Here is a 26,894-nt window from a genome sequence, read left to right as displayed (position 1 = left end):
CGCGCCGCGACTGTCGACATTGGGGGGGGCGCCCGAGCAGGGGAGGGGGGCCGGTTGCGAACCGGACAGGTCAACGAAATCGGCCCGGCTGCTAGTCCGCAGCCGGGCCGGCTCGAATTCTGCCTCGACCGGAATCCGCTATTCGCCCCGCCCGCGTCGCGCATCCGGCTTTGTCTCGGGCTTATAAGGATGGCTCCGCTTGCGCGTCACCGTCGCCGATTCAATCGCGTCGCCCACCTGCATCGCCGCCACAACGTCCATTCCTTCGACCACTCGCCCAAAGACGGTATGGCCGCGCTCTTCTTCGGCGCTGGCGTTCAGGTGGGCCGTCGGCAGGTGCGTCAGGAAGAACTGCGAGCCCCCGGTGTCCTTGCCGGCGTGCGCCATGCTCAGGCTTCCGCGAAAGTGCTTTCGCGCGTCTTCACGGTAGCACTCGCAGGCAATCGTGTACCCGGGACCGCCTTGACCGTCGTTTTCGAGATTGGCGTCGAGCGTATTCGGATCGCCCCCCTGGGCCATGAAGCCAGGGATCACACGATGGAATTTGACGCCGTTGTACTTCTTCCCCTCCACCAGACTGATGAAGTTCGCCACCGTGTTCGGAGCTTCATTCTCGAACAGCTCCAGCACGATCAGCCCCCGGCTGGTCTTGAACTCGACGCGGGGAAGCTGTTCGTCCCCTTCGGCCTTGGTCTCCTGCTCTCGAATGATCAGCTCGGCCTTCCAGAGATCGGCGTAGTCGTCGCACTGCTCGAGGTAGCGGCCTCCCAGTTGCGGGATGAGCAGCCCTTCAGTCTCCGCCTGTTGCAGCAGGGCCTTGGACTTGCCGAAATCCTGCAGGCCGAAATACGCCACTCCCGTGATATTCAGCGTCAGCGCCGACTTGCGCCCTGCGGCAATGAGCTGCTCGCCCGTCTTGACCGCGTCCTCGTACCGATTGGCCTGGTAGGCCGCCTCCAGCACCAGTTCGCCGGCATCGAAATTCTGCGGATCGTCTGCGTAGACTTTCGGAGCGAGCGTCGTCAGCCGCGGGTAGATCGTCTTCTGAAATTCGTCGGCGAGCTTGAAGACCTCTTCGCGAATCTTGAGCTGCTCGGCCTCTTGCGCCCCGCGAAAACGGACTTTCAGGTCGTCGACTTTCTTGATCAGTTCGTCTCGCCGTGCGGTGAGCGTTTTCCATTCCGTCGCGGCGTCCTTGGCCGCGGGAGGGGCCGCGGCGGCAATGGTGACGACGCCGGGCCACGGCAACGCAAGCAGCGCACCGGCAAGACTCAGACGGGCCATGAGAAAGCGCATCGGCGGAAAACTCCGGGGCAGGGGGGGCTCGGATCGTTCCGGAAGCAACGTCTCCCCCGATACGATCCCAGCGCTGCTGGCAGGTCGTTCAATATAATCGCTTGACACTGCCACGGAAAGACGCGGCCCCCGGCAATCCGGTCTCTGCGGCAGGAACCAGGTTTGCGGCGGCGGCAGAGTCTGAATTTCCGCGATCACCGGAGCCTGGCGGTCCGCCGCGTTTCAGTTTTGCAACACGCGCCGGATGCAGATGCCGCCGGCAGTCAGCAGCAGCGCATTCGCCGACCACACTGCCCAGGTGGGATCGACCATCCCGGTCTTCGACAGATTCTGGCTCATCATGGCAACGGGGTAGTAGATCACCAGAATCGGCAGGAAGCAGAACAGGAAGCTGGTCAAAAACTGCTTGCGGGCCATCAATATGGCGAACGGACTGCCGACCAGCACAAAGAAAAAGCAGCTCGTCGCCATCGCAAATCGAGTGTTGACCTCGGTTCTCATCCGGCGGATCTGTCCGGCGCCTTCTTGGTGTTCGTAGGACCGCATCACAAACGAATTGCCGCCGAGCCGCTCGAAATCCCCGGTCGCCAGAGCAAACGCGGCTTCAATCGCGTCCGCATCCCGCAGTCGTTCGCTCGAAAGCTCCGACGTTCGCAGCTTTCCCTGAATGTCCAGGATTCTCATGGTCTGGACCTGCAGCCCGGCCCGGTCGATCGGCAACGGGAATCGGTCTTCGTGGTTCTCGAACCAGCCCGAGATCCGCCCCGGAGCATTGATGCGCGCATTCTTCATCTGCACGACCACTTCCTGCCGGTTCAGGTCAAAACTCAACCGGGCCTCTTCCGCCTGGGCGGTGAAGGTCTCCTTGCCGCTGGGCGAGTAGCGGAAGGTCGGCATGATCAGCACGCGATTTCGCACGTCGAGCACGGTGATTGCAATTCCGAGCTTGCGATTATTGACCTGCGACTGGGTCCTCAGCTTGTCGAGGAAAAGGTTCTCCATCGCCAGCCGGACGACCCGCCCGATGTTCCCCATCGACCACGGAATGATCTGGTCGGTCATAAACAGGGTGCCGACGCTCAGAACGGCGCCCAGAAAATAGGATGGCCAGATCAGCGAAATGACGTGCACGCCGGCCGACTTCGCGGCGATGATTTCCCGGTCGGCCGACATTCGACCGTAGACCACGCAGACCGTCAGCAGCATCGTCGCGGGAATGGTGTAGGGCAGCAGGCTCGGCGGAATGTACGGCAGGATCTGGATGATCTCACCCAGTCCCAGGCCGTGCTGCCGCGCCTGCGCGACCACGCCGACGAAGACGAGCAGCACCGTGAAAATCGTGACCAGCACGCTGAAAACGCGTACCAGCTCCCACAGGATATACCGCTCAAGCAGCCGCATTGCGTGACGCACCGTCCCTGGTGACCGGACCGTTTCCCCGGCGTGAAACCGGTTGATTTACGCCAACCGGCCCGCCGGGTCAATCCCGTCCCGCAGCCGGCATGCATCGGTTCAGTGGTCTGAGGCCAGGCATCCGCCGGGGCAGGGGACGGGGCCGCGCTGCGGCCCGACGACCGAGTCTCGCTGCTTTCATCCGGCAGCGCCCGTTGACAATCTCGGGAAACAGGTCGTACCGTACACGCTGGTTTTAGGGAATAGGCCATGACGGCGGTCGCCGTTCGACTCTCCAATTCGAAAATCACCAGTCGAGGCTCGACATGATTGGCATGCGGTGGTGCAAACCGGCTTTGGCGGCGGGATTCTTAGGATCGGTGGTGGCCGGGAGCCCGGTGCTGGCTCAAGCCCCCCAGACTCCCGCTGCACCGGGCACAAAGGCGGCTGCGCCTGTGGCCGTGGCCGGCGATCAGGTCGTCGTCAAACGGGAGACGCCCAGAATCCTCCCGCCGCAGGACTATCGGGTTCCTCTGATTCTCGAACCCTACACGTTATTCACGCTCACAGCGCCCCATGACGGCCTGGTCCGCCAGGTGAGCGCCAAGGCTGGACAGAAGCTGATTTCCCAGGCCGACCTGGTCCGTTTCGACAATACGGAAGCGCGCCTTCGCCACCAGCGGGCCGCCGCGTTGCACAAAGCCGCGACCCTGGAACAGAAGCTCGCCCCCAAGGATGAAACTCAGGCCGAACTGGCCAAGGCCCGCGTCGAAGCGGCCAAGGCCGATCTCGATCTGGCGCAGTACCATCTGGACCAGACCGCGATTCGCGCTCCGCAGGCCGGTGAGGTGCTGCGAGTTCTGGTGGCGGAAGGTCAATTTGTCCGGGCGGGAGACCCTCTCGTTCAGTTTGGCGACCTGGCTCGCATGAAAGTCGAAGTTCCCGCCAGCCGGAGCGAGGTGCAAGTCGATCAGCCGCTGAAAATCAACATCGACTCCGCCGAAGTCGATGCCAAAGTCGAGTCGATTCTCCCGCTGGCGGAACGGTTTAATCCGCTCCGCGACCTGTTCGACTCCATCGCTTCGGCGGTCCTGGTCGTCGAGAATCCGGGCGGAAAGCTGCAGCCGGGGCAATCCGTCTTCGTGCCGATGATCCCTCGCCAGCCGGTCATTCAGGTGGCCTCAACCGCGATCGGAAATCTGCCGGATGGTCAGCGAAAAGTGCAAATCGTCCGTGCTTCGACCGTCCGCGACATTCCGGTCCAGTTGCTGGGAGGGCAGGGGCCGACACGGACGTTCGTCAGCGGCCCGTTCCTCGAAGGCGACGAAATCATCTACGAATCATCGCATCTCCTGGCAGACGGCTTCCAACTGAAGCCGGCTGGCGTCGCCGCGACGGCAGGCGCTGCGGGAGGTACTGCGCCGGGGACCACACCTCAACCGTCGAATCCCGCCCGAAATACCAGCGGTTTTTGACGCCGTCCCGCGCAGTCGGAATCTGACGTTTCGGCAGGCGGCGGCTGCGGACCGCTCGTCGGCGAGATGGCGAGAGCCTGCAGACTCAAAGCCCTCCCCCCCCCCGACCCACGATCTCTCCGCCCTGCGTTCCTTCCGATTCAGCGGCGCGACCCCGGTTCGCGATCACCAGCGCATGCCGCGTCGAGATCGGCCGGCCGGTGACTCGCGGCCGCGTTGACGATCCCTCTCATCCGGCAAATTCCGGAAATCAACGTTCCGGGAGCCGGCCTCTGCAGGACCGGTCTGACCGCTGAAATCCTCTGAGTTTTCCTGACGACATCCAGGCCGTTTCTCCGCTATACTCGGTAAGGTCGGTCTCCGGTTCCGGGAGGCCCGAAGCTCTGTGGAGAGAATCCGGTGTCGGAAGACGATCTGACAATTGATGGCTTTCAATTGACGACCTGCGTCGGCAGCGGCGGCACCAGTCAGGTCTGGGAAGTGGCGGAGCAGGGGACCAATCGCCACCTGGCCATGAAGATCGTCTACTCCAAAGTCCCCGATTACAAAGAGTGCAAGGCGATTCTCAAGCACGAGGCCGCCGTCTTCAAGACGCTCGATCACCCGAATATCGTCAAGTTCGACCGCTACCAGTCCTCGCGCGACTGGACCTATCTGCTGATGGAGTATTTCCGCGCTCCGAACATCAAGCAGCAGATCAAAGTCGACATCATTCCGGTCCACGCCCGCGTCAAGCCGCTGATGGAGCAGGTCTGTCTCGCGCTGGCTCACATTCATCAGAAGGGCTGGATTCACCGCGATCTGAAACCGGACAACATTCTGATGAACCGCGCGGCAGAAGTTCGCCTGGTGGATTTCTCGCTGACGGTCCGCCAGATGAGCGGTCTCGGCAAGCTGATCGGTTCGAAGCAGTTCAGCACCATTCAGGGCACGCGCACCTACATCGCTCCGGAGACGATCCGCCGCAAGGCCCCGACTCCCGCGACGGACCTTTACAGCCTGGGAATTACGTTCTTCGAGATTCTCGTCGGCAAGACCCCCTTTCAGGGATCCACGCCGCAGGACGTGCTGCAGAAGCATCTGACGGCGCAGGCCCCTGCTCCCTCCGAGTTCAATCCCAATGTCACGGCGGAGATGGATCGCGTCGTGCTGAAGCTTCTCAGCAAGAAGCCCGACGCCCGTTACAAGGATGTGGGCGAACTGCTCGGCGAACTGCGCCGAATCCGCATTTTCAAAGAGGATGTCGAAGAGAAACGCGTCGTCGTGGAAGACAAGCCCGAGGACCTGATGGAACAGATGAAATCGGGGGGCGTCAACAGCCGTCTCGATGCCCAGCGCGAACGCCTGGTCCGGGAGAACCCCGAGTTCGCGGTCGAGCTTCAGGAGCAGAAAGCCGCACGGGAAAAACGTCGCGCCGCCGATCGGGCCAAGATCCTGAAGGCCAAGGAGCCTGCGCCGGCGGCCCCCGCACCCCAGCAGCAGTTTCCGCCGCAGCAATACCCGCAGCAGCCGATGCCGATGATGCCGCAGATGTATCCCGGCATGCCGCCGCAGGGTTACCCGCAACAGTATCCACCACAGCAGTATCCCCCGCAGGGTTTTCCGCAGCCAGGCTATCCGGGCGCTCCGGGAATGCCGCAGCCGGGAATGATGCCCCCCGGCTACCCTCCTGGCCCCCAGTTTGCGCCCCCTCCCGGACAAGCCCCGCAGGTTCCGCAGCCGCCAGCCGCTGCACGTCCCGCAGCGCCGCAGCAACCGCCACGACCGACGCCTCAACCGCAGCCTGCCCGCCCGGCCGCACCGGCGCCGCAGCGACAGGCCGCTCCACCGGCGCCTCCGCCCCGACCCGCAGCCCCCCCGAAACCGGCGCAACCGGCTGCCGCCCGGGAAACCCGCAAGCAGCCGCTCCCGGAGGACGAGGATCTGCCGTTTATGACCGAATTGCCGGATGTGCTGTGATCTGCGATAGTATCGCGAACCGCCGTTCGCCGTGGAGCCGCTCCGCGGAATCGGCTGACGGTTCGCATGCCACTCCAGGATTGCACTCGTCCGATGAAATCGCAGTACGTGTTGCCGTTTGAACGCCCCATTTACGAGCTCGAAGAGCAGCTCGCGAAGTTAGAGGCGCAGCCCAATCCCACTTCCAACACGCTGGACGCAATCCGCAACATGCGGACCGAAATCCAGCGGATGAAGCGGGAGATCTTCGACAATCTCGACGCCTGGCAGACGGTCCAGGTCGCCCGTCATCAGGAACGCCCGCAAACCTGCGACTACATCGACCTGATGTGCGACGAATTCGTCGAACTTCACGGCGACCGCGCGTTCGGCGACGACCGGGCGCTGATCACCGGGTTCGCCCGGCTCGACGATCGTAAAGTGCTTCTCGTCGGCCAGCAGAAAGGGCGGACGCTCAAAGAGCGGAGCGAGTGCTATTACGGCTGCGCTCATCCGGAGGGCTACCGCAAAGCGCTGCTGAAAATGGAGATGGCCGCCAAATACGGCGTCCCCATCGTCTGTCTGATCGACACGCCCGGCGCCTATCCCGGCATCGGGGCCGAAGAGCGCGGCCAGGCTTACACGATCGCGGTGAATCTCCGCGAGATGATGCTGCTGCCGACTCCCATCGTCTGCGTCGTCATCGGAGAAGGGGGGTCGGGAGGGGCGCTCGGCATCGGCATGGGCGATTCGGTCTCGATGCTTCAGTTCGCCTACTACTCGGTCATCAGCCCCGAAGGCTGCGCCGGCATTTTGTGGAAGAGCAGCAAGTTCGCCGACCAGGCCGCCAAGGCGCTGAAGTTCACCGGCAAAGATCTGCTGAAGTTCGGCGTTGTGGACGAAGTGATTCCGGAGCCGCTCGGGGGCGCCCATCGGGCTCCGCGCGTGATGGCCTCAACGCTCAAGTCGACGATCGTCCGCAACCTGCGCTCGCTGGCGTCGCTGCCGGAGCGGGAGCTGCTCGATCGCCGCTACCAGAAGTTCCGCCAGATCGGCGTCTTCGAAGAGCTCGGCGCCAGCGAAGTCGCGCCCGCATAGCTTTGCGAATGCGTTTCGAGCGTGTTTGCGAGAATGGAATCCAGGCAAGGCTCGGGGCCGAAGGGCGGCCCCGAGCCTTGCGGCATTTCCGCGATTCGATGCCGGTCGCCCCGTTTTGCCGCCGCTACGCAACGTCCGATAATGTCCGTTATGTTGTTTTCCGCATGCAGAATCCAACGGGAAAACCCGGTTTTTCGATTCTGAGGAGGGGTTGCGGCAACACAACAGACCGGGGCCTCCTTCCCCGGCTCGGAGTCGCGGTTCGCACCGCCAACGGCAGTTGCCCGCCGAAGTCGCACGCGGTTGAAACGGCTCGCGTAGGACACCACGAGCACACGCGACAAACGGATTGTCGCCGCGTGCCTGGGGCCTGTCCAGACGAAGGGATCGCGTTTTTCCCGGCTCAGTCGCCGTGGCCGGCGGCTGCCGGTTCGGAGCGGCCAGGCTGGTCCGCAGTGCGGTCGTGACTGCGGCCGCGGATCTCGCGCCGGAGCTCAGCGATTCGGCGCTGCATCTCGGCCCGCTGTTCGGCCGTCGTCGGGCCGCCGGCGGCGGTAGCCGGTTCGACGGCCAGCGGAGGGAGGTCGAGTTCCTCCGCCCGTCTGGCGATCTCCTGGTAGGCCGATTCGTCGATCACGAACCGGCGTTGGCTGACCTCCGTGCGATCGAGGCCCCAGATGTGGGCCAGGATGCGGCAGACGTCGGGCTCGCGCGGGAGCTGGTTCATGGCGAGTTCGCCGCGGGCGATTTCGGCGACGATGCGGCCGTTGGGTTTGTTGCCGGCGCGGGTGGCGACCAGGACGGCGCCGCGGAGCGTGCCGTGCAGTTCGAGGTACGCGGCGAACTGCGGGACGGCTCCGGGCGGGATGGCGAGGACGCCGATCGAGCCTTTGCCCTGGCTCCACAGGGCCAGGTAGCCTTCCCACCGCCTGGGCTGGCCGCGCTGGCAGCCGTCGCAGAGGTCGGAGGGGTCGGTGTGGGGGACCGAGCGGCCGCCGAAGTGGAGTTCGGCCCCCTGGATGTCGTGACTGAGGATCGTGCCGCGGATGGGGAAGCCTGGCTTCACCCGGAGGATGGGGATGTTGGAGTGCGGCAGCTCCGATGGTCGGTTCGACCACGTGAATTCTGGCATCGTCATGTCCTTGACGAGGGTTCGAGGCGGGGACCGCCGGACCGTCCGGGGTCCAGGTATGCCTGGTTGGACGGCGGGCGGGGGTGCGAACCCGCGCCTTCAGTCTTCCCAGACACCAGTCGGAAGATACAAGGCGGAAGGCGTAAGATGCAAGATGCCGATGTCTAGATGTCTGATGCCTTAAGGCACTAGGTGCCGCAGGCATCAGGAACCCAGGCGCCAAGGCACGGAGGGGCGGGCGGGGGAGGGATTCGGCGGGGCTGAACGCCTGGGAGACGCTCTGCCGCGTTGGTCCGGGAGGACGGGGGTTGGGTCGTGCGGAGCCCTTCCCGGCCGTCTGGCGCAATTCTGGGCGGCCGGCTTTCGGCCAGGGGCGGTTGCCATGGATCCGCGAGCGGCGGCCGGCGGGGAGCGGTCGGAGTTGCAGACGGGCCGGCTGGAGTGGCGATCGTGGTCGCCCTGGGCGGGCGTCGATCGCCGGCCGATCGGCCAGAGCGGGGCGTGCCTGGGCGGTTGGGCGCGCGGGATCCGGCGCGGGAGAGCGAGCCGGCGGAGCCGGCTGCGGGCCGTTCGCCGGCTGAGCCGGCGGCCGGCGGGAGCGTGGCGAACGAGGAGAACAGCCTGGCCGCCGGAGCGGCCAGGCTGCGGACGGCCGAGACGTCAATCGGCGTCGAACGGCGGTTCGATGCGAGCGCGGATCTCTTCCTCCGCTTCGCCGATGCGGTGCTCGATGCTCGTGACGATGTGCGACACCTCCTGCTTGCGTTCCCAGCCGACGATGAGTTCGCGAATCCGCTGCAGTTGCGTAAACGCGACGTCGAGCCGTTCGAGTGCCTTTTCCAACGAACCGATGTGCGTGCCGGCCATGAGAAAACCCTTTCGAACCGAGTGAAACCGCCCGCCGCCCTGTGCTGCGGACAGCGGCCGACGAGCGGAGCAACAAGGGGGAGCCTTTGGGCGCCCGCATCCGAATTCCGCGGCACGACGCCGCGGAATTCGGACGGCCGTCCGCGGCCGCCCGAAGGGTGCAAGCCCGAAGCAGCAGCGGGATGCGGCCCTTGTTGCGGAGCCTCCACAATGGAGGGCCCGCAGCAGTATTTTAGGTCACAATTCGCCAGTGGGTGGCCGGAAGCCGCCCGCTCAGTCGGCAGGAGGCCGCGAAGGGCAGGAGGCCCGTCCTTACGAAGCGGGCACGATGCCCGCCCCGCCCGTCAGGCGGGGTCTTGCGGGCCGGCTTTGCGGCCACGATGTACGGAGCCGGCTTTGCCGGCGTAGTGAGCCGCGCAGCGGAGCGGCCGCGGCAGTGCGGAGTTGATAACGGCCGCCAGGCCGGCCGGCAGGGAGGCCGGCCGGCGAGAAGACGCGAACCGCCCGGCGGCGTGGCCGCACGAAGCGGCCGCGACGCAGCGGCGGCCGGCGGACCGGCAGGAAGCCGGGCCGGTGGACGACGCCCGCCGCGCAGAGCGGCGCGGGGCGGGAGCCCTGGCGGCAGGAGGCCGCCCATACCGGCGAAGCAAGGATGCGCAGCTCCGTATGAGTGCAATGTGCGTGGCGGTCGTTGCAGCGTCGATCGTGGGATCGACCAGGGGAAGCGGCGGTTGTGCGGCGTCGCGGGCCCGGGCGGCGTCCCCTGCTCTGCGGCGTGGCGAGTGGGCGGCCAGTCTGTCGGGCGGGCGACGTGGGGCGGCGGGATCTCGAGTCGACGGCGAACGCGGAGCCTGGCTCGTGTGGATCGACGTCGGCGAGGGGCGAAGAGGCCTGCAGGTGGAAGCGGTCGGGGAGGAGGTGCAGAGGAGTTGCTTCGACGCCTGCAGGCGCGTCCGGGACGCGCATTGAGGAAGGCACTGGTGCGAGGGGATGTCAAGGTCGATCAGCGGTCGGCGTCGTGTGGGTGGTCGAGGCGTTCGATGGCGTCGCGGTCGGTGCGGGCGGCGGCCAGGGCGTCGAGGAGCTGGCGGTCGTCGATGGTGGCAAGTTGTCCGAGCGGTGGCGGTGCGAAGTGATCGAGCCAGGTCTTGATGGCGGGGACGCTGCCGCCTGCAGCGGTTTTGAAGAGGACTGCGACGATGTGGCGGGTAGCGGTGCGGTACTGCGCGGTCGTCAGCGGGTCTTCGGTGTGGAGCGTCCAGGCCTGGGCGGCCGCGGCGACGTGTTCGCGGGCGGGGTGTCCGGGTTCGAGGAGTTGGAGTGCCGCGTCGAGGTGCTTTTCGAGTGGGTTGAGGGGGTTGGTTTCGGACATGGCGAGGTCGCTTCAGAAGGGCGTTTCTTCGGGGCGACCTTCTTCCTGCTCGCCGCGGAACGTGGCGAGCTGGGCGGGTTTGATGAGTTCGCTTTGTCCGTCGTGGTACCAGATGCGGAGGGGGAGGCCTGCGGCGAGGAAGCAGGCGCCTTCGCTGGCGATGATGTGGTTGTCGGAACGCTGGTCGCCTGGGCGGTCGGTGCGGTAGCGGTCGAGGTCGAGTTCGACGACGGGATAGAAGCGGAGGTTACACCAGCGGTTGAGCATGGCAGGAGCTCCTGGAGCTCGTCGTCGGAATGGAGGTAAAGCTCCGTCGTTTCGGCCCGACGATGACCGAGGACGCGTTGCGCGGTGAGTGCTGAGGCTCCGGGCTGCGCGGCAACGAAGCGGGCACACGTGTGCCGGAGGTCATGGTAGCGGACTCGTTCGCCGGCGGCAGCGGGAGACCACTTCGCCCAGCGTCGGCGGAGGTTGCGTTGATCGAGCGGTTTGCCGGTCCGCGTGGTGAGGAGGGTGTCCCCTCCCCTGCTCTGCGACAGTTGGGCGGCCTGGTCGACCAGGCTCCAGGTGCGGGGATCGAGCTGCAGGACGCGGGGGCGTCCGCCTTTGAGGGTGCGGATGCGGATCCGGTGTCGGTTGCGGTCGATGTCGTCCAGGCGAATGGCGCAGGCCTCGGCGATGCGGAGACCGTTGAGGCCGAGGAGACAGGCGAGCGCGTCGCGTTGCGGGGCGTGCCGAGCCTGGGCGGCGGTGTTGTGGAGCCATGCGACGGCGAGTGGGACGCGAGAGTTGGGGATCGGTTTTGCCAATTGGGTGGGTCCTCCACCCTAATACGGCCAGGTTGCGCGGGGAAAAATAAACCCGGGTTTGGCGAAACTCGGGTCATTTGCGTGCAGGTAGTCGGGAGCTATGTTCAGGGTTGGAGGTGAGGCGGGTTGTTGCCGGCGAGGAGGTGGTTGATGGCTCAGCGGTATCGGCCAGGCTGCGTGACGGTGCGGTGGGGAGAGGCGAAGCTGGCGAGGGCGGCGGCGTGGCGGGAGCGACTGACGTTCCTGGAGTGTCGGAATCCGGGTTGCATGCGGCCGGTGAACCGGCGGGGACGGAGCGACCTGCGGTACTGCTCGGAGCGTTGCCGAAAGGCAGCATGGAGGTCCAGAAAAACGAGTGCGGCCGCTCCTGCGGAAGATGCGGGAGCGGCCGCGGAAAGTGGTCATTCCATGACCGACGAGGCGTGAGACGCCTGATCCACTTGGGCTGTCCGTTATGTTGTTTTTCTTCCTCAAAACCGGGCTGGAAACTGCGGTTTCTGCGTTTCGGGGTCCGGCGACCCTCCGCCTCTGCCCCTGACGAACACGCCGGAATTCCGACCGGGCCAGGCCGTTCCTGGCGGACTTTCAGAACGCCTTCCGGCTGTCGAGCAGCAGCGTCACCGGGCCGTCGTTGACCAGCTCGACGTCCATATGCGCTTGAAACTTTCCGGTCTCCACCGGGATGCCATGCTGCCGCACTTCGGCGACGAAGTGCTCGTAAAGTTGATTGGCAACTTCCGGTCGGGCCGCGGCGATGAAACTTGGCCGCCGGCCCTTCCGGCAATCGCCCAGCAGCGTGAACTGGCTGACGACGAGCATCGCGCCGCCGGTCTCGCCGAGCGACAGATTCATCTTGCCGTCGGGATCCTCGAAGACCCGCAGGCCGACGATTTTTTCCGCCAGCGTCTTCGCATCGGCCGCGCTGTCTCCCTCGGCCACGCCGAGCAGGATCAGAAATCCCGGACCGATCTCGCCAGTCACTTCTCCGGCGACCGTCACTTTCGCGTGGGAGACTCGTTGAACGACTGCACGCATCCCGACGTTCCTTCAAAGCGAGGCGATGGGCGAGGCGTCCGCGAGGCCCTTGCATTCGTCGGGCAGCGTCAACGGCTCGCCGAGCAGAAGCTGCCGCATCAGCACCGCGGTGATCGGAGACATCTCCAGCCCGTTCCGGTAGTGGCCGGCGGCGATGGACAGGTTCTGCCAGCCAGCGACGCGGCCGAGAAACGGCAGCCCGTCGGGAGCGTGCGGCCGAAGCCCTGCCCAGCTTTGCTCGACGCTGGCCGACGCCAGATCGGGAACCACGTCGCAGGCGAACTGAATCAGGCCAGCCACCGCCGAGGCGGTTGTCTGGCGGTTGAAGCCGACATCTTCTTCGGTGGCTCCGATCAGGACCCGCCCGTCCGGTCGCGGCACCAGGTAGCGATGCCCTTCCTGAATCACGCAGCGGAACGTCAGCGGCCGCTGTTGCAGCAGCACGATCTGGCCGCGGATCGGTTTGACCGGGACCGACAATCCGAGCGTCGCGAGCAGATTGCCGGTCCAGGCGCCGCCTGTCACGAGGTATTCCGCGGCAGAGAGCGGGCCGGCGATCGTACGAACTGCGGTGATCTTCCCGCCCTGATGCTCAAAACCGGAGACCGGGCAACCGGGCCGCAGTTCCACGCCGCGCTGTTCGCAGGCGATGAGGAGTGCTTTCATATGGCGCGGATTCCGGATCTGCCCCAGCTCCGGCTGAAAATAGGCCGACGTGACTCGCGGTCCCACTGCGGGAAAGCGACGTCGCAGATCGTCGGCATTGACCGGCTCCACTGCGACGCCTTCGTTGCGCCAGGCGGAGATTTCGGCCTCAAGAGAGTCGGGATTCCCGTCGCTCCGAACTTCGAGCGCGCCGCAGCGGACGTAGCCGTTATCGATGCCGGTTGTCTCACGAAGGCGAGCCGACCATTCCGGCCAGAGGCGGTGGCTGTGGGCCCGCAGCCGGGCCTCACGCGTGCGGGCCAGCTCGCAGTGGCCGGGGCGGAGCATGCCGGCTCCGGCCCAGGAGGCCTCCATGCCGAAGGCCCCCTGCTCCACGACGCAGACTTTGCGCCCGGCTCCGGCCAGCTCCCACGCGGTCGACAATCCGATCGCACCGCCGCCGATGATCAGCACATCCACCATGACTGCCCCGTGCGGCTCCCCCCGTCCGGGGGCCGCTCTGTTTCAGGATCGATCCGTTTCCTGGGTATTCTGACGGTTCGGGGCCGGGCTGTCAGCCGACGCGAGAACTACGGCGCGATCGCGAGCTCCGTTCGCGGTTCAAGCGCGAAGACGCGGAGCGGGCCGGCTGGCCCGCTCCGCGTCTCGATGGCTCGCACAATCCCTGTAGCAGCGTTATTTCTTGCCGCTTTTGCGCGAGCCTGAACCCAGCGTGCTGGCGTAGGCGGCGGCCAGTACGCGACTGTCACTCTTGTAGACGGTTTGAATTGCCGTCTCAACTTTGTCGCCGGCCTGCAGCCGGGCCACCAGCCGGCCGAAGTTTGCCGGGCCGCCCTGTTTGAGCAGGAAATCGACCAGCGTGAAGCCGATGGCGCCGACCTCGCCCGGAGCGAAGGTGCCGTTCTGGAACAGGTCTTCGGGCTTCGAGAGCATCGCTGTTCGCAGGATCGCTCCCGCTTCTCCCTGCAGGCCGCTGACATAGGCGCCTGCCGGACCGCTCTTGCCGCCCGACAGGGCCAGGCCCGCGCCGCGGATAATCCAGTCGGGAAGCGTTCCGCCCGATCGCTTGAGGAAAGCGCCGGTCACATGTTCGAGTACCGCTCCGTGCAGGCCGGGCGACTCGGCCGAGACTTCGTCGCCCACGTCCTGAACGGCGATGAAGGCCTCTTCGAGCCCCGGCGTGACCTCGGAATGCCCCGTCACTTCGCGCGGCACTTCCCGGCGATGAATCGTGTTATTGAACTCTTCGTAACCGAAGCGTTCTTTCAGCACGAAGATCGCCAGCTTGCCTTTGAAGAGGGGCTCGTCCTTGACGCCGAACATCTCGCGGAGCTTGCCGGCGTATTGCGTCGCCCAGCTTTCGACGTCCTTCAGCCGGGCTTCGGAGACATCGCCCAGGACGATGAACTCGGGCCCCTGCACCATGGTCGGCTCGGCGTTCTTGGAGAAGACCCGGCCCCATTGGTCCTTCGAGTCTTTTTCTCGCTTGGCGACCCACTCGGCGGGAGTCAACTTCGCCAGCAACTCAGCTTTAATCTGTTCTTCGCTGGGGATCATTTCCCGCAACGGCTTTTTGGCGTCTCCGCCATCAAATTTCGCACCTTCGGTGATCCACGTCCGCAGGTCGGCGTGCCACTTGCGGGTGATGCGGGCCTGCCCCTGCGGCATGACCGGCTCTTCGTCGGCGTTGACCATGCGCCACAGGCGGCTTCCTTCCAGGCTGCCGCCGACGATCACGCGTCCGCTGTCGCCCCCCTGCATGACTCTTTCGAATGTGGCCAGCGACAATCCGCCCGACTGCCGGCCTGCGCCGTGGCAGCCGCCGCAGGTATTCACGAGCGTGGGGGCGATGTCGCGAATGAAAGAAACCTTTTCGTCGCCGGTCGCCTTCATGATCTCCGGCGGCGGTCCCGCCGGCTTCTTCTTCCCCAGGTTGGCCAGCTCGGTCGCCTTGTCTTCGCCGTCAAACTTGGCTCCGGCCGCGACCCAGGCCGCAACTTTTTGAATCTCTTCGGGGGTCAGCGCTGCGGCGTTCTTCGGCATGCGCAGTTGCGGATTCGGCGTCATCACGCGGAATACGAGCTGACTGTTCTGCGGACGACCGGGAATGGCGAGCGGGCCGTTTTTCCCCCCCTTCTCCATGCCGGCGAACGTGTCCAGCCGCAGACCGCCGGAGGCGTCGTCGTCGTGGCAGGAGACGCACTTCGCAGCCAGAATCGGGGCGACGTCTTTGGCGAAGCTGATTTCGTCCGCCCCCCCTGCTCCGGACTTCTTCGCCAGGTTGGCTCGCTGGAGTTCGATGACTTTCCGGACCGGCGTCAGAGCCGGGTCAGTTTCCTCGAGCTGCGCCTCTTTGATGAGGGCGGCGAGGCGATCTTCGGCGTCTTTGAGGGCCTGCTCGGCCTCTTCGAATTTCTTCTTCGAGATCAGCGACGCGGCCTTGCCGGCATCGTTGCGGATGTCGGCAAGCTCTTTGCGCTGGGCCGGGGTGATGGCCGCAACGGCCACGCTCGATGCCACGACGATGGCCAGCATCAGAAATCCGGCCAGCCCGTTCTGGACCCGCGTCATGGGAAAATGCCCTTTCTGCAGCACGGAGATCGCCCTGCCCCGCCGCGAATTGCGACCGTCCTCCGGACGGACCTCCGGCGCGGGTTGGCGAAAAGCTCCTGGAATGTACCTCCTGTCAGTCTGGCAAATTCGTGCCAAAATGCCAGAGGAATCGGATTTTGCAGAGATCGACGGTTTGACCGGTGTTTTCGCCTGCGAAAGACTTTCCGGGTGGCCGCCTCGGCGGGGATCGGTCAGACTGGTAAAAAAATTCAAAGACTGGAGGGAACCACGAATGACACGAATGCCCACGAATTGAAGCCGAAGGGCAAAGGCCGGAGTCAAGATTGGCGCAAATAGCCACTCTGCATTTTGGCCGCAACGTAACTCTTTTCTGTGGTGTTATTTGTGGATATTCGTGTCATTCGTGGTTCCCGTCCGGATGCCCTTGTTTTCGTCCCCTGCTCCGAGCCTCTGTGATGACCGATTTGTCCCCGGAACTGACTGAGAAACGTGAACGTCTGCTTGCACTGCTGGCCGCGTGTCCGCGGGTGGTGGTCGCGTATTCGGGGGGCGTCGACAGCGCGGTGGTGACGATGGCGGCCCACCTGGCCTGCGGCGACCGGGCGGTGGCGGCGACCGCGGTCAGCTCCAGCCTGGCGGCGGGGGAGGCGGAGGGGGCTGCGGAGGTGGCCCGGCAAATCGGGATTGTCCACCAGACCGTGGCGACGGCGGAGTTCGAGAATCCGCAGTACCTGGCCAATCCGACGAACCGCTGCTTCTACTGCAAGACCGAGCTGTACCAGCGGCTGGAAACGTATCTGGCCGCCGATCCGGACGTGGTGATCGTCAACGGGGCGAACGTGGACGACCTGGGGGACCATCGGCCGGGGATGGTCGCGGCGAAAGAGCACCGGGTGCGGAGCCCGCTGGTCGAGGCGGGGATTTCGAAAGCGGAGGTCCGCGAACTGGCCCGGCACTGGAACCTGCAGGTGTGGGACAAGCCGGCGGCCCCGTGTCTGTCGAGCCGGATCGCGTATGGGGTGGCGGTGACGCCGGAACGGGTGCAGCGGATCGACGCGGCGGAGCAGTTCCTGCGGGAACGCTTCGGGCTGCGGGAGCTGCGAGTGCGGCTGGAGGCGAACGAGCTGGCGCGGATCGAGATCCCGCTGTCCGCCCTGCCCCGCCTGTGCGAGCCTGGCCTGCGGGACGAGCTGGTGGCCCGGTTCCGGGAGCTGGGGTTCCAGTATGTGACGCTGGATCTGGAAGGGTTCCGGTCGGGGAGTTTGAATGCGGTGCTGGTGGAGCTTCGGAGGTAGACGAAGAGGATTTACCGCGGAGACTCGGAGGACGCGGAGAAAATGAGGAGAAGACTCCGGAGAGTGAAAAGTGAGTATTGAGTAGTGATGAGTGCAAAGTGATCCTGGGGTGGTCGGTTGGCTGAGATCCTTCTGCTCTTCGCAGTCCGTTGAATGGATCCGGCTTGTGTCGATCTCGCCGGATGGCGGCTGCTGCGAGGAGAGATGCATTGCAAAATGAAAAATGGAAGAGAGGGCGCGCGGAGGTGCTTGGCGCGCAGCGCGAGCGCGGCCTGCGGGGAGGCTTTCTCAATAAGCGACCGGCTCGGACGCGGCGGAGCGGGTTGTTGAGATCCGCTCCACCGCATCCTTTGAGCTGGCGTTGATCAGGTGGCGGGTTTTGAGGCCCGCGTCGTCCGGGAAGGACTCTCGACGTCGAGCGCGCACGGGGTGCGCTCCCTCGGCCGGGCCTTGCGGCTCGACCGTGGTGGGCCCTGACCAGGCCCGCTGGCCGGCGGGGATTCGCTCGAGCGCTCCGGGTGGCCCCGTTGCGTGCATGCATGTCGTTTCCCACGCCGACGATTCGCACGTTCACTCTGGTACGGCGGGTTTGCAAGAGCAGATTGGCAGTTTTTTGCAAAAATGTGGAAATTTGTCCCCTGCGACTATGACGAGTGAGACGGAACCACGAATTTCACGAATCAACACGGGTGAGAAGACGAGGCGGAGCCTCGGAAGAAGCATTCCCAGGCGGAGCCTGGGAACGAGGCCAACTTGTGCACTGCGTTGAGGATGAGCGAGGCAGGACCACGGGTTTCACGAATCAACATGGGTGAGAAGACGAGGCGGAGCCTCGGAAGAGGGCGTTCCCAGGCGGAGCCCTGGGGACGAGGGTGAAAGTCAGAGCGCGGAAAAATGCTCGCTCGCAGAGGCTCGGAGGGAAGAGGAGGACGCGGAGAAGAAGGCGGGAGAGAGCGTCCCCTTGAGATGAGCTTCCCGCGAGGAGCAGGCCGAGCGGCGCAAGTTCTGGCGGGGTTGTTCCCGGTCGAGCACGATCGCGTCCTGCTCCCAGGAGATCTGCGTGACGCGGTCGCCCGCGATCCCGCAGGCGCGGTCCGACGGATCGGCGGACAGGCGGACTTCTGTCGCTGGAGGCTGCTTGACGTCATCTCCAATGACTGCCGCATGTCCGCTTCTTCGCCGCTCTCAGCACGCGTTTTCCGGATGAGCCGAAACAACCGCCGATGTGCAAATCTGTCGAACATGTTCCTGGAGAGACAGGAGCGTCTGCGCCGTCCCAACTTCATCGCGCTGCGCGGCGAGTTCTTCAAGGCGCCCCGCGGCCACGGAGAGGCGCGCGAATCCCGTCATGGCAGAGGTGCCCTTCAGCGTATGCGAACGCCGTTCCAGGGCGTCCCAGTCCCGCTCTTTCCAGACCGTCCTGAGCCGATCGAGATCGCATCCCAGGCGATCGACGAACTTATCGATGATCGCTCGTAACTCCGGATCGGCCAAATCCAACTCCGATGCCGGATGCATCGTCTCGGCGCCGTTGGAAATGCAGACAGTGGCGTTCATGGGACTCTCGGCACGCGAAGAGCCGGCGCGACACTTCGCATCGCGCCACCGCGCCAGCATCGCGATCAAGTCGTGCCGGTCAACGGGCTTCGTGAGGTACGCATCACAACCGACGGCGAGGCATTTCTGTTTCTCGCCCGACATTGCGTGGGCTGTCAGCGCAACAATTGGCGTCGTGATCCCGCGTTCGCGGAGTTTTCGAGTTGCGGAGTAGCCGTCCAGGACCGGCATCTGCATATCCATCAGAATTGCGTCGAAAGAGCCCGGTTCCGCCGCCTCGATAGCTGCCAGCCCGTGTTCCGCGGATTCGACGATTGCTCCCGCTCGCGTCAGAAACAGTTGCAGCAACTGCCGGTTGACCTCGCCGTCGTCGACGATCAGAACTTTGAGACCGTCGAGTCGCGCCAGCAATTCACCGCCTGTGGACCGGACCGTCGACAGCGCCTCCTGCGGAGGCGTGTCGAGCAGCGCGACGCCCGCCAGCGGACCGGTCGAGATCGTCGCTGTGAACGTACTGCCCTGCCCTTCTTCGCTTTGAACCGAAATGTCACCTCCCAGGGCGCGGGCGATATGACGGGAGATTGACAATCCCAGTCCGGTCCCGCCGAAACGTCGCGTCACCGACACGTCGGCCTGGGTGAAGGGGACGAACAGCGAATCGAGTTGCTTCTGAGAGATTCCGATTCCCGTATCGATGATTTCAATCTGCAATTGCTCTTTGGCGGAATTCAATCTCGCCAGAACCTGAACGCCGCCGTGTTCCGTGAACTTCAGCGCATTGCCGACGAGGTTCAGGAGCAGTTGGCGAAGACGGGCGGGATCGGTCACGATCGTTTCGGGAACACGTCCAAGCCATTTGGCGTCGAGGGTAACGCCCTTCTCGAGGGCGCGGACGCGCATGAAAGAAACCGTTTCAACGATGACCTGGTGAGGAGAACAGCGGATGCATTCATACTGCATCTGACCGGCCTCGATCTTCGAGAGGTCGAGGATGTCGTTGATGATCGTGAGGAGGTGCGTTCCGCCGTGGCGGACGGCGGTGAGATGCGAGCCGCGTTCCGAAGGGGGCAGTTCGGCGTCGCAGTCGAGCAGCAGATCGGTGAATCCCAGAATCGCGTTGAGCGGCGTGCGAATCTCGTGGCTCATATTCGCCAGGAACTGGCTCTTGGCCTGGTTGGCGGCTTCCGCAATTTCCTTGGCTTCCTTGAGGCTTTCTTCGGCCTTTCGACGATCGGAGATGTCTTGCGCGAACCCGCAGTACCTGGTGCGTCCGCTGCTGCCGGTCGAGGTGATCGCGAGCTCCATTGGAAACGTCGTGCCGTCCCGGCGGATGCCGCCGATCTGAATTCGCTGGTTGAGAATGGTCGACAGATTTCCGAGCAGATTCGAACTGGATCCGTCGCCATCCCGAAACGGATGATCGCAGTGGACGATCATTTCCGCGAAGTCTCGACCGAGAGCCTCCGCCTGCGTCCATCCGAAAATTCGGGACGCCTGCGAGTTCCAGCCGACGATCTGGCCGGAGCGGTCCATCTGGACAACGGCATCCAGCGCGCCTTCGACAATCGCCTCTCGCTCTCGAAGAGACTCTTCGAGAGCCTGAGTCTGACCTTCGAGGATCAGTTGGCTCTGTTCAAGCTCGGAACGATGGCGCGCGATTTCCTGGACCTCGTGGATGCCTTGACGGCAGCAGATCACGAGCCACAAGTCCTCGAACAACACCCAGCCGGCGTGCTCAAGCCAGCGCCAGTTGCTGGAGGTCAGTACGCCGAAGACGGACTCGGGCCAGAACAGACCGCGCAGCAGGTGATCCAGGGCCACGAACACCGTCGCCGGCACGAGCACGGTCCAATCGCGATAGGCGGCCAGAAACGCGAGCGAGCCGAAGACGTGAAAATGAGTTTCGAGGCGTCCGCCGGTCAGGTGGATCAGCAACGCCGAGAACCCGACCTGGCAGATTGCGATCAGATGGCGCGTGGTCCATCGACCGGGATAACGCAGCCCGACGATCATTGCGGGAACCGCCAGAAATCCGCCCAGCAGGACCGCCAGCAGGACATGCGGATGGGCAATTCGCCGAGTGCCCTCCCAGGTATATGGCGAAAGCCAGACCGCGATCAGCACCGAGAATGCCCATTGCACCGCCATCAACACGACGAACATGCGATCGATGCGCGTGTGCAATTTCAAGAAGTGATCATCGAACAGTTCTTGCGCACGGCTGAGACAGCGAGCATTGGATTCGAGCGGCGCGGTGGCTGCAGTAGCCATAACATCTCTTTTCGAGGAGTTCCGACGTCAGTTGCGATGCGTCAGCGTCGGCGATGATTGACTCACCGCAGCTCGGGCGTCGAGCATGCCCGGCGTCAGCGCACCGCCGGGGAGCGAACATCCAAAGACGGGGGCTTTGAATGGTTTGCGAGCAGCGCCGCGGAGCAGACTTTCGAGTTGCTGCTGCCCGACCGAATCGCCGAGGTGCCCGCGCCCCGCGGTCAGGCCGCCGTGGAACATCAGACGGCCAGTCCGGTCAAACGCGAAGACCTCGCCGGAGACCGTTGCACGAAACCGTCGCGAGATTTCGCCCGTCTGATCGAACTGCAACTCGACTCCCGGAAGTCGGCGTGCAAAGGCGACTCCGGGGCTGCCGCTGACGTCCGCCGGATTCAGTCCCGACGTCACAAACACGACGCGAATCGACGTGTCACCGGGCAGCCGTGTCAGAGATTCGTCGAGTTTGTGCAGAGTGGCGTGCGTGCACGGACAGCACGGATGGGCAAACACGACGATTCGAAAGTTCGCCGACGACGGCGCGGGGACTGCGCCAGTGGGCCAGTGTGGGGGAACGTCGGCGGTTGGGGCAGGCTGAAATGTGTGCTGAAGCAGAGCGCCCCACCCAAGCATTCCTGCTGCGAGCCAGATCGCGGCGAGCGCCGGCATGCAAAGCCAGCGCCAGATCGACCGCCGGTATTCCCAGACGCCTGCCCTGGGATTCTGGGTTAGTGTTGTCATATCCCGATCCCTGTATCGTCCGATGAGTGGCACTCCGTCGTTTTCCGCTACAACGGCACCCGCCTCGGATTGCCCGATGTTCCGGATCTGCTGTTCCTGCGAGGATGCCGTATTTTCCCCCCAACTATGGGTTGATTTCCGATCACCTGCAGTTTGAACAACGCTCTGAAACGAGATCCGCCAAGTCGATAACACAGTTGTGCCGGATTTGCCGGATTGCGGGGGATGCCGCCGTCACTGTCTGAGGCCGAATGCGAAATCGCGAACGAGCTGAGGTTCTGACGAATCGCTGGAGAAGACCAAGCTTCATGGCGTCCGCGGATTGATGGAAGTCGTCTGTGGCAACTGGCTACCGAGTTGTGCTCTGGTGGCCGCTGTCAATCCCCTCCGCGGCCCTGGTCTCGGCAGAGATTGTGAAGTCGCCGGGAGCGCGACTAAACTGCCATCGTCCCCTGAGTCATCCATGACTTGACCGATGAAGCGATGGATGTGAACTGCGATGCCTCTGGAACCATCCGGGATCGAATCGACGAACTTTACCGTTCCGAGTCCCGGCGGGTCTTCGCGTCCCTGGTCCGCCTGCTGAACGACTTCGATCTGGCGGACGACGCGATGCACGAAGCCTTCGCGGCGGCGGTTGAGACTTGGCCGCAACAGGGGACGCCGGACAATCCGCGGGCGTGGCTGATCTCCGCCGGAAGATTCAAAGCGATCGATGGGCTCCGTCGACAGGGACGATTCCAGGCGCACCGGATCGAGGTCATGTCGCGACTGGACGAGATCGCTGATGAGAATGCGGCCATGGCCGCCACGGAGATCGAAGACGATCGGCTCCGTCTGATTTTCACCTGTTGTCATCCGGCGATCGACCCGAAGCTGCAGATTCCGTTGACGCTTCGCGAAGTCTGCGGGCTGACCACCGAAGAGATCGCCCGCGCCTTCTTGATTTCGAAGTCGACGCTGGCGCAGCGGATTGTGCGCGGGAAAGCGAAGATCCGCGACGCGGGGGTTCCCTATGTCGTGCCGTCGCTGGCGGACCTGCCCGAGCGACTCGACGCCGTTCTCGCCGTCATCTATCTCGTGTTCAACGAAGGGTACTCGGCGTCGCAGGGGGCATCTCTGCTCCGGGTCGATCTCACCGCCGAGGCCATTCGACTGGGCCGGTTGCTCCTCGACCTGCTGCCCGATCCGGAGGTCAAAGGGCTGCTGGCGTTGATGCTGCTGCACGAATCCCGACGGGATTCGCGCGCTTCTCGCGATGGGGAAATTATTCTGCTGGAGGACCAGGACCGCTCCCGCTGGAACCGGTCGATGATTTCGGAGGGGACGAATCTCCTGGAGCAGGCACTCCGGTCGCGGAGGTTCGGGGCTTACACCCTCCAGGCCGCGATATCCGCCATCCATGCCGAGGCCGCCACTGCCGGGCAGACGGACTGGAATCAGATTGTCGTGCTGTATTCGATCCTGTTGCGAATCGAGCCATCGCCGATTGTCGAACTCAATCGAGCCGTCGCCGTCGCGATGCGGGACGGCCCGGCGGCGGGCTTGGAAATGCTGGACGGCATCCTCCGCGGAGGGGAGCTCGACAAATACCAGTTCGCCCACTCGGCGCGCGGCGAACTGCTGCGACGGGCGGGCAGAAGTTCAGAGGCTCTGGCGGCGTTTCAGCGGGCGCTGGAACTGGCCCGTCAGGAACCCGAGAAGCGGTTTTTACTGGCACGAATCCGGGATCTGACCGGCTCCGGCGAGACTTCGTAAAAAAAAATAGCCGGCGGCGTCGATTGCGGCCTGCCCCAACCGACTATTGGACGAGAACCCGGCGGTCGTCAGCGCCGGGCCAGTCCCGCCAGGCAGCCCTTCACGAGGTGTCGCATGAAATACGTCTGCTTAGGATTCATCGATGAGGCCAGGTTCGCGCAGCTTCCGCAGGAGGACGTGCTGAGAATGATGGACGAGTGCTTTGCCTACGATGACGAACTTCGGCGCGGTGGGCACTTTCTGGGGGGAGAGGCGCTCGATTCGATTCGCAACGCCGTCACGTTGAGGATGAAGAACGGCGAGGTCGAAGTCACCGACGGGCCGTTCGCGGAGACCAAGGAAACGCTCGGCGGAATCCTGCTGCTGGAGGCCCGCGACCTGAACCACGCGATTTCGCTGATGTCAAAGCATCCCGGCGTGAAGATGGGACCCTTCGAGATCCGACCTGCCGACGAATCGATCAACCAACTGATCGCCGAGCGAAATGCGTCGTTCTCCAGAAATGCCTGAACGAACGACGGCCCACCAGGCCCCCCGCCGAGCGGCGATGGCAGTCTCTGCGGGGGCTGGTGCGTCTTCTGTCACGGACGGGCGAAGGACGATTATTCACTTCCCATCGGCCACGATCCGGCATCGCCGGGCCGCCGGCTATTTCACCCGCACGAGCTTCATGATCCGTCCCGAGACGTTCCAGTCCTGCACATACAGGTTGCCGTCTTTGTCCCAGTAGGAGCCGTGCGTGCCGCTGAAGATGCCTTCTTTCCATTGATCCTGCGGGACGTTGTAGTTCACTCGCGTGGCGGGGTCGGCGTTGTACCCCAGGACGGCGACGATGACGTTGTCCTTGTTCAAAATCACCAGCCGTCCGTGAAGGTCCGGCACGGAGACGTAGTCCCCCTGAACGGCGGCCGAAGTCGGCATCCCCAGCCCGGTCACGACTTCCTCGATGTAATTCCCGTCGAGATCGTAGTGGACCAGCCGACCGTGCGGCGTGTGGTTGCGGTCGCAGACCAGCAGCCGCGGCGGATCGTAGCGCGTATCCAGCGTCATGCCGTGGGCGGTGTTGAACTCCTTCAGGCCGTTCCCTTTGACGCCGAAATGCTTCAGGTATTTGCCCGTCTTGTCGAACTTGAAGATGTGGTTGCTTGCATAGCCGTCCGACAGAAAAATGTCGCCGTTCGGGGCCACGGTGATCGCCGTCGGGCTCCACTTCTTCAGGTTCAGGCCGGACTCCTCGGGAATGCCCAGCTTCAGCACGATGTCGCCGGTCTCGGCGTGAAACTTGACCCCTTCGCCGGCGACGTTCCGGGCGCCGTAGATGAACTCGGCGTCCCCCTCGTCACGAATCTCCAGATCGTGCATGTTCGAATACGCGTCGCCGAGAAACCTCCGGACAACCTTGCCTTCGGGCGAGAAGACAAACACCCCCAGCGACGAGCTCGTGTAGATGTTGCCGGCCTTGTCGACCACCACGCCGCCGTGAGTCCCGCCCAGGACCGACTTGCCGTCTTCGCCCAGCCCCCAGCCGGGGACGGTGTCGAAGGTCATGATTCCGCTTCCCATCCGCACGGGCTGGGTCTTTTCGGCGGCGAAGCCGGGCAGCGCCAGGCCGAACGCAACGGCAAATACAACGGAGAGCAGACGACGCTTCATGATTGGAGTTCCCGGTGGTTCGTCGGCCGTTCAGGGATCATTGGACTTGCAGTGAGATCCGCAGAACGCAGTCCGGCCAGAAAGTTGCACGGTGAGAGGTTTCGCGAGTGACGGCAGTATCGGGAGAACAGTTCCGCAATTCAACCGGAGCGAGTCATCGGGCGCGCTCTGCAGGCGCCTCCCCTGCCCTCCTCCCCGCCGGCGGCAGGGGGAAACAGGGACCGAAAATTCTTACGACTGCGCCGCCTCGGCAGATCGCAGACGACCGGCCCGCCGGATCAGGCGCTCTTCGTCCGTCGATAGTCGTCGAGAACCATGTCGCACAATTCGTTGTCGCTGTCTTCGGTCGGAAAGCGGTGAGCGGCGCCCGGGCGGTTCTGGGCGAGGAACATTTGACGGATTTCTTCGAACTGCTCCGGCGTCATGCCCACAGCCAGCGCACATTAAATCCCCTCGATTTTATGGGGTTTCTGATATCGGGCTGGAGCAACAAGGCTCTCTTCTCCGTCGGAAAACCGCAAAGACCACCCAGAAAACAAGCAATTTAATGTGCGCTGGCCAGGGCTTGATGGGTTCCATGGCTCCACCTTGAATGAATCATCGACAACGAGCTGCGTGAACTGCCAGCTTCCGTTGCCGCCATACTTGTCGGGATCGGGTGTCGTGACGGCGGCAGTGAACGTGATACCCTGGCCGTAGACAGGTCCAGGCGGAATCAGAAGCCTAATGTCGTCGCCTCTCGCAATTACTTCGCCGATGCTGGTTGGTGCGGTGGTGGTCACGGCGGGCGCGTAGCAAGTAAAAGTACGTTTCACACTGCAAGAAGTGGTGATGTCGTCAATTGTGTGCTTAAAGCTGACGGAGACTGCCTTTGTTCCCGCCGTCACCCAGTAAAATACAAGTGCGGCTTGATTGAGGTCGGTCGCGGTCAGTTGAGTAACGGTTGCCGAATCGGTTGTCGGGCCGTCTACGACTGCGTAATTGGCAGCGGTCTTGATTGGTGTCGACCACTGGAGTTCCGTGAGAGTGGCCGATCGATCGCAGGTTAAAAGGAGCGACATCTGCTGGCCAATGAGCACGTCGCTTTCCGCGGCGGCCAAGTGCTTCGTGGGAGAGGCTCCCCGCCGTTCGGGATGGCGGACGACGCGAATCTGCGGAAACCGGCGTCGGGCTTCTTTCAGAGACCCGTCGCTCGACGCATCGTCCGCGACGAGGATTTCGTATTCCAGGTCCGAAATCGACGCCAGGCAGGCCCGAATCGTCTTCCAGAGGAGTTCCCCCTCGTTGTGGGCGGCGATCAGGAGACTGGCGCGCATCGCTGGAGTCTTTCGAATCGAGGTCTGCAATCGGGGAATCCAGAGCGTGCCTGTTCTGGCAGCCTACCTGAACACCGGCTGTTCGTCGAGAGGGGCGTGGACGGAAGATCCGGTTTGGGAAGCGGGTATCGGGTCTCGGGATTCGGGTATCGCAGAGGATTGCGGAAACGTTTTGAGTTCTTGATGCGGGGATTGTGGGGCGATTTCGTTTTTTTGCTTGACACTTCCTGTGTCGTTTCTATATTTAACCGCATGGTTATTTAACCGAGAGGTGAAATGGTCGCCGCCACCGATTCTTTGAGCGCTGTATTCGCTGCACTGGCCGATCCGACCCGTCGGGCCATCCTGGCCCGGGTGGCGGAAGGCGAGGCGTCGGTCACCGAGCTCGCCAAGCCCTTCAAGATGTCCCTCCCCGCCGTCTCCAAGCACCTCAAGGTGCTGGAGCGGGCGGGGCTCATCGCTCGCGGTCGCGAGGCTCAGTGGCGGCCGTGCCGGTTGGAAGCGAAGCCGCTGCAGGAAGTTGCAGACTGGGTCGGCCAGTACCGCCAGTTCTGGGAAGAACGCCTTGACCGGCTGGAGGACTATCTCCGCGAACTGCAGGCCAAAGATCCGCCCCAGGCTCCTTAACTCGTTCACTCTCACATAAGGACTC

At 63.9% G+C, this 26,894-nt stretch carries 21 protein-coding genes and 1 pseudogene; 7 read left to right on the top strand and 15 right to left on the bottom strand.

What is annotated here, in order from left to right:
• Positions 1–138: 138 nt before the first annotated feature.
• On the bottom strand, positions 139–1,296 hold the full coding sequence (locus tag SH412_RS14010; RefSeq protein ID WP_336524140.1) for a peptidylprolyl isomerase: 1,158 nt from the start codon (positions 1,294–1,296) through the stop codon (positions 139–141).
• A gap of 222 nt (positions 1,297–1,518) precedes the next feature.
• On the bottom strand, positions 1,519–2,697 hold the full coding sequence (locus tag SH412_RS14005) for an LptF/LptG family permease (RefSeq protein ID WP_336524139.1): 1,179 nt from the start codon (positions 2,695–2,697) through the stop codon (positions 1,519–1,521).
• 317 nt (positions 2,698–3,014) lie between these two features.
• Between SH412_RS14005 and SH412_RS14000 the strand changes: the two genes are divergently transcribed.
• The 3 genes from SH412_RS14000 (at position 3,015) to SH412_RS13990 (ending at position 7,199) form a co-directional block, all read left to right on the top strand.
• A complete protein-coding gene (locus SH412_RS14000) occupies positions 3,015–4,163 on the top strand; it encodes an efflux RND transporter periplasmic adaptor subunit (protein ID WP_336524138.1) in 1,149 nt (382 codons plus the stop codon).
• Between the two features lie 399 nt (positions 4,164–4,562).
• The gene (locus SH412_RS13995; RefSeq protein WP_336524137.1) at positions 4,563–6,122 is read left to right on the top strand and encodes a serine/threonine protein kinase; all 1,560 of its coding nucleotides are present in this window, start codon (positions 4,563–4,565) and stop codon (positions 6,120–6,122) included.
• A gap of 93 nt (positions 6,123–6,215) precedes the next feature.
• On the top strand, positions 6,216–7,199 hold the full coding sequence (locus SH412_RS13990; protein WP_336524136.1) for an acetyl-CoA carboxylase carboxyltransferase subunit alpha: 984 nt from the start codon (positions 6,216–6,218) through the stop codon (positions 7,197–7,199).
• 403 nt (positions 7,200–7,602) lie between these two features.
• On the opposite strand, the gene SH412_RS13985 is transcribed toward SH412_RS13990, so the two are convergent.
• The 8 genes and pseudogenes from SH412_RS13985 to SH412_RS13955 form a co-directional block, all read right to left on the bottom strand.
• Positions 7,603–8,331, bottom strand: coding sequence for a hypothetical protein (locus SH412_RS13985; protein WP_336524135.1), 729 nt, complete (start codon positions 8,329–8,331; stop codon positions 7,603–7,605).
• A gap of 660 nt (positions 8,332–8,991) precedes the next feature.
• On the bottom strand, positions 8,992–9,198 hold the full coding sequence (locus SH412_RS13980; RefSeq protein WP_336524134.1) for a hypothetical protein: 207 nt from the start codon (positions 9,196–9,198) through the stop codon (positions 8,992–8,994).
• Positions 9,199–10,201: 1,003 nt separating this feature from the next.
• Positions 10,202–10,570: a hypothetical protein gene (locus SH412_RS13975; protein ID WP_336524133.1), complete on the bottom strand. Its 369-nt coding sequence runs from the start codon at positions 10,568–10,570 to the stop codon at positions 10,202–10,204.
• Between the two features lie 12 nt (positions 10,571–10,582).
• A complete protein-coding gene (locus SH412_RS13970) occupies positions 10,583–10,837 on the bottom strand; it encodes a hypothetical protein (protein WP_336524132.1) in 255 nt (84 codons plus the stop codon).
• A gap of 32 nt (positions 10,838–10,869) precedes the next feature.
• A pseudogene (locus SH412_RS28620) lies at positions 10,870–11,379 on the bottom strand (tyrosine-type recombinase/integrase); the annotation flags it as partial.
• 585 nt (positions 11,380–11,964) lie between these two features.
• A complete protein-coding gene (gene dtd, locus SH412_RS13965; protein WP_336524131.1) occupies positions 11,965–12,414 on the bottom strand; it encodes a D-aminoacyl-tRNA deacylase in 450 nt (149 codons plus the stop codon).
• Positions 12,415–12,426: 12 nt separating this feature from the next.
• On the bottom strand, positions 12,427–13,542 hold the full coding sequence (gene thiO, locus SH412_RS13960; protein ID WP_336524130.1) for a glycine oxidase ThiO: 1,116 nt from the start codon (positions 13,540–13,542) through the stop codon (positions 12,427–12,429).
• A 213-nt stretch (positions 13,543–13,755) separates the two neighbouring features.
• The gene (locus tag SH412_RS13955) at positions 13,756–15,651 is read right to left on the bottom strand and encodes a c-type cytochrome domain-containing protein (protein ID WP_336524129.1); all 1,896 of its coding nucleotides are present in this window, start codon (positions 15,649–15,651) and stop codon (positions 13,756–13,758) included.
• Between the two features lie 458 nt (positions 15,652–16,109).
• Between SH412_RS13955 and larE the strand changes: the two genes are divergently transcribed.
• A complete protein-coding gene (gene larE / locus SH412_RS13950) occupies positions 16,110–16,949 on the top strand; it encodes an ATP-dependent sacrificial sulfur transferase LarE (RefSeq protein ID WP_336524128.1) in 840 nt (279 codons plus the stop codon).
• 288 nt (positions 16,950–17,237) lie between these two features.
• On the opposite strand, the gene SH412_RS13945 is transcribed toward larE, so the two are convergent.
• The 3 genes from SH412_RS13945 to SH412_RS13935 all read right to left on the bottom strand — a co-directional run bounded on the left by SH412_RS13945 (position 17,238) and on the right by SH412_RS13935 (position 21,515).
• On the bottom strand, positions 17,238–17,375 hold the full coding sequence (locus SH412_RS13945) for a hypothetical protein (protein WP_336524127.1): 138 nt from the start codon (positions 17,373–17,375) through the stop codon (positions 17,238–17,240).
• Positions 17,376–18,134: 759 nt separating this feature from the next.
• Complete coding sequence (locus tag SH412_RS13940; RefSeq protein WP_336524126.1) at positions 18,135–20,696, bottom strand: hybrid sensor histidine kinase/response regulator; 2,562 nt, start codon at positions 20,694–20,696, stop codon at positions 18,135–18,137.
• A 108-nt stretch (positions 20,697–20,804) separates the two neighbouring features.
• Positions 20,805–21,515: a thioredoxin domain-containing protein gene (locus tag SH412_RS13935; protein ID WP_336524125.1), complete on the bottom strand. Its 711-nt coding sequence runs from the start codon at positions 21,513–21,515 to the stop codon at positions 20,805–20,807.
• A gap of 489 nt (positions 21,516–22,004) precedes the next feature.
• Between SH412_RS13935 and SH412_RS13930 the strand changes: the two genes are divergently transcribed.
• Together SH412_RS13930 and SH412_RS13925 are read left to right on the top strand one after the other, a co-directional pair.
• Complete coding sequence (locus SH412_RS13930; RefSeq protein ID WP_336524124.1) at positions 22,005–23,273, top strand: RNA polymerase sigma factor; 1,269 nt, start codon at positions 22,005–22,007, stop codon at positions 23,271–23,273.
• Between the two features lie 114 nt (positions 23,274–23,387).
• A complete protein-coding gene (locus SH412_RS13925; protein WP_336524123.1) occupies positions 23,388–23,783 on the top strand; it encodes a YciI family protein in 396 nt (131 codons plus the stop codon).
• Between the two features lie 138 nt (positions 23,784–23,921).
• Here SH412_RS13925 and SH412_RS13920 read toward each other — a convergent pair whose 3' ends face one another.
• On the bottom strand, positions 23,922–24,926 hold the full coding sequence (locus SH412_RS13920; RefSeq protein ID WP_336524122.1) for a 6-bladed beta-propeller: 1,005 nt from the start codon (positions 24,924–24,926) through the stop codon (positions 23,922–23,924).
• A gap of 443 nt (positions 24,927–25,369) precedes the next feature.
• On the bottom strand, positions 25,370–26,242 hold the full coding sequence (locus tag SH412_RS13915) for a glycosyltransferase family 2 protein (RefSeq protein WP_336524121.1): 873 nt from the start codon (positions 26,240–26,242) through the stop codon (positions 25,370–25,372).
• Positions 26,243–26,518: 276 nt separating this feature from the next.
• On the opposite strand from SH412_RS13915, the gene SH412_RS13910 reads away from it, so the two are divergent.
• Positions 26,519–26,869, top strand: coding sequence for an ArsR/SmtB family transcription factor (locus SH412_RS13910; RefSeq protein ID WP_336524120.1), 351 nt, complete (start codon positions 26,519–26,521; stop codon positions 26,867–26,869).
• Positions 26,870–26,894 lie beyond the last annotated feature (25 nt).

The sequence above is a fragment of the Planctellipticum variicoloris genome, assembly GCF_030622045.1.
Lineage (GTDB): Bacteria > Planctomycetota > Planctomycetia > Planctomycetales > Planctomycetaceae > Planctellipticum > Planctellipticum variicoloris.
Note: the sequence above shows the minus strand (reverse complement) of the source record. Positions and strands in the feature narration are given on the sequence as shown.

Coding starts and splice junctions, on each gene's coding strand:
- SH412_RS13985 (WP_336524135.1), bottom strand. CDS start 8,331: ATGCCAGAATTCACGTGGTCGAACCGACCATCGGAGCTGCCGCACTCC.
- SH412_RS13975 (WP_336524133.1), bottom strand. CDS start 10,570: ATGTCCGAAACCAACCCCCTCAACCCACTCGAAAAGCACCTCGACGCG.
- SH412_RS14010 (WP_336524140.1), bottom strand. CDS start 1,296: ATGCGCTTTCTCATGGCCCGTCTGAGTCTTGCCGGTGCGCTGCTTGCG.
- SH412_RS13935 (WP_336524125.1), bottom strand. CDS start 21,515: ATGACAACACTAACCCAGAATCCCAGGGCAGGCGTCTGGGAATACCGG.
- SH412_RS13915 (WP_336524121.1), bottom strand. CDS start 26,242: ATGCGCGCCAGTCTCCTGATCGCCGCCCACAACGAGGGGGAACTCCTC.
- larE (WP_336524128.1), top strand. CDS start 16,110: ATGACCGATTTGTCCCCGGAACTGACTGAGAAACGTGAACGTCTGCTT.
- SH412_RS14000 (WP_336524138.1), top strand. CDS start 3,015: ATGATTGGCATGCGGTGGTGCAAACCGGCTTTGGCGGCGGGATTCTTA.
- SH412_RS13910 (WP_336524120.1), top strand. CDS start 26,519: ATGGTCGCCGCCACCGATTCTTTGAGCGCTGTATTCGCTGCACTGGCC.
- SH412_RS14005 (WP_336524139.1), bottom strand. CDS start 2,697: ATGCGGCTGCTTGAGCGGTATATCCTGTGGGAGCTGGTACGCGTTTTC.
- SH412_RS13970 (WP_336524132.1), bottom strand. CDS start 10,837: ATGCTCAACCGCTGGTGTAACCTCCGCTTCTATCCCGTCGTCGAACTC.
- dtd (WP_336524131.1), bottom strand. CDS start 12,414: ATGCGTGCAGTCGTTCAACGAGTCTCCCACGCGAAAGTGACGGTCGCC.
- thiO (WP_336524130.1), bottom strand. CDS start 13,542: ATGGTGGATGTGCTGATCATCGGCGGCGGTGCGATCGGATTGTCGACC.
- SH412_RS13955 (WP_336524129.1), bottom strand. CDS start 15,651: ATGACGCGGGTCCAGAACGGGCTGGCCGGATTTCTGATGCTGGCCATC.
- SH412_RS13925 (WP_336524123.1), top strand. CDS start 23,388: ATGAAATACGTCTGCTTAGGATTCATCGATGAGGCCAGGTTCGCGCAG.
- SH412_RS13920 (WP_336524122.1), bottom strand. CDS start 24,926: ATGAAGCGTCGTCTGCTCTCCGTTGTATTTGCCGTTGCGTTCGGCCTG.
- SH412_RS13980 (WP_336524134.1), bottom strand. CDS start 9,198: ATGGCCGGCACGCACATCGGTTCGTTGGAAAAGGCACTCGAACGGCTC.
- SH412_RS13990 (WP_336524136.1), top strand. CDS start 6,216: ATGAAATCGCAGTACGTGTTGCCGTTTGAACGCCCCATTTACGAGCTC.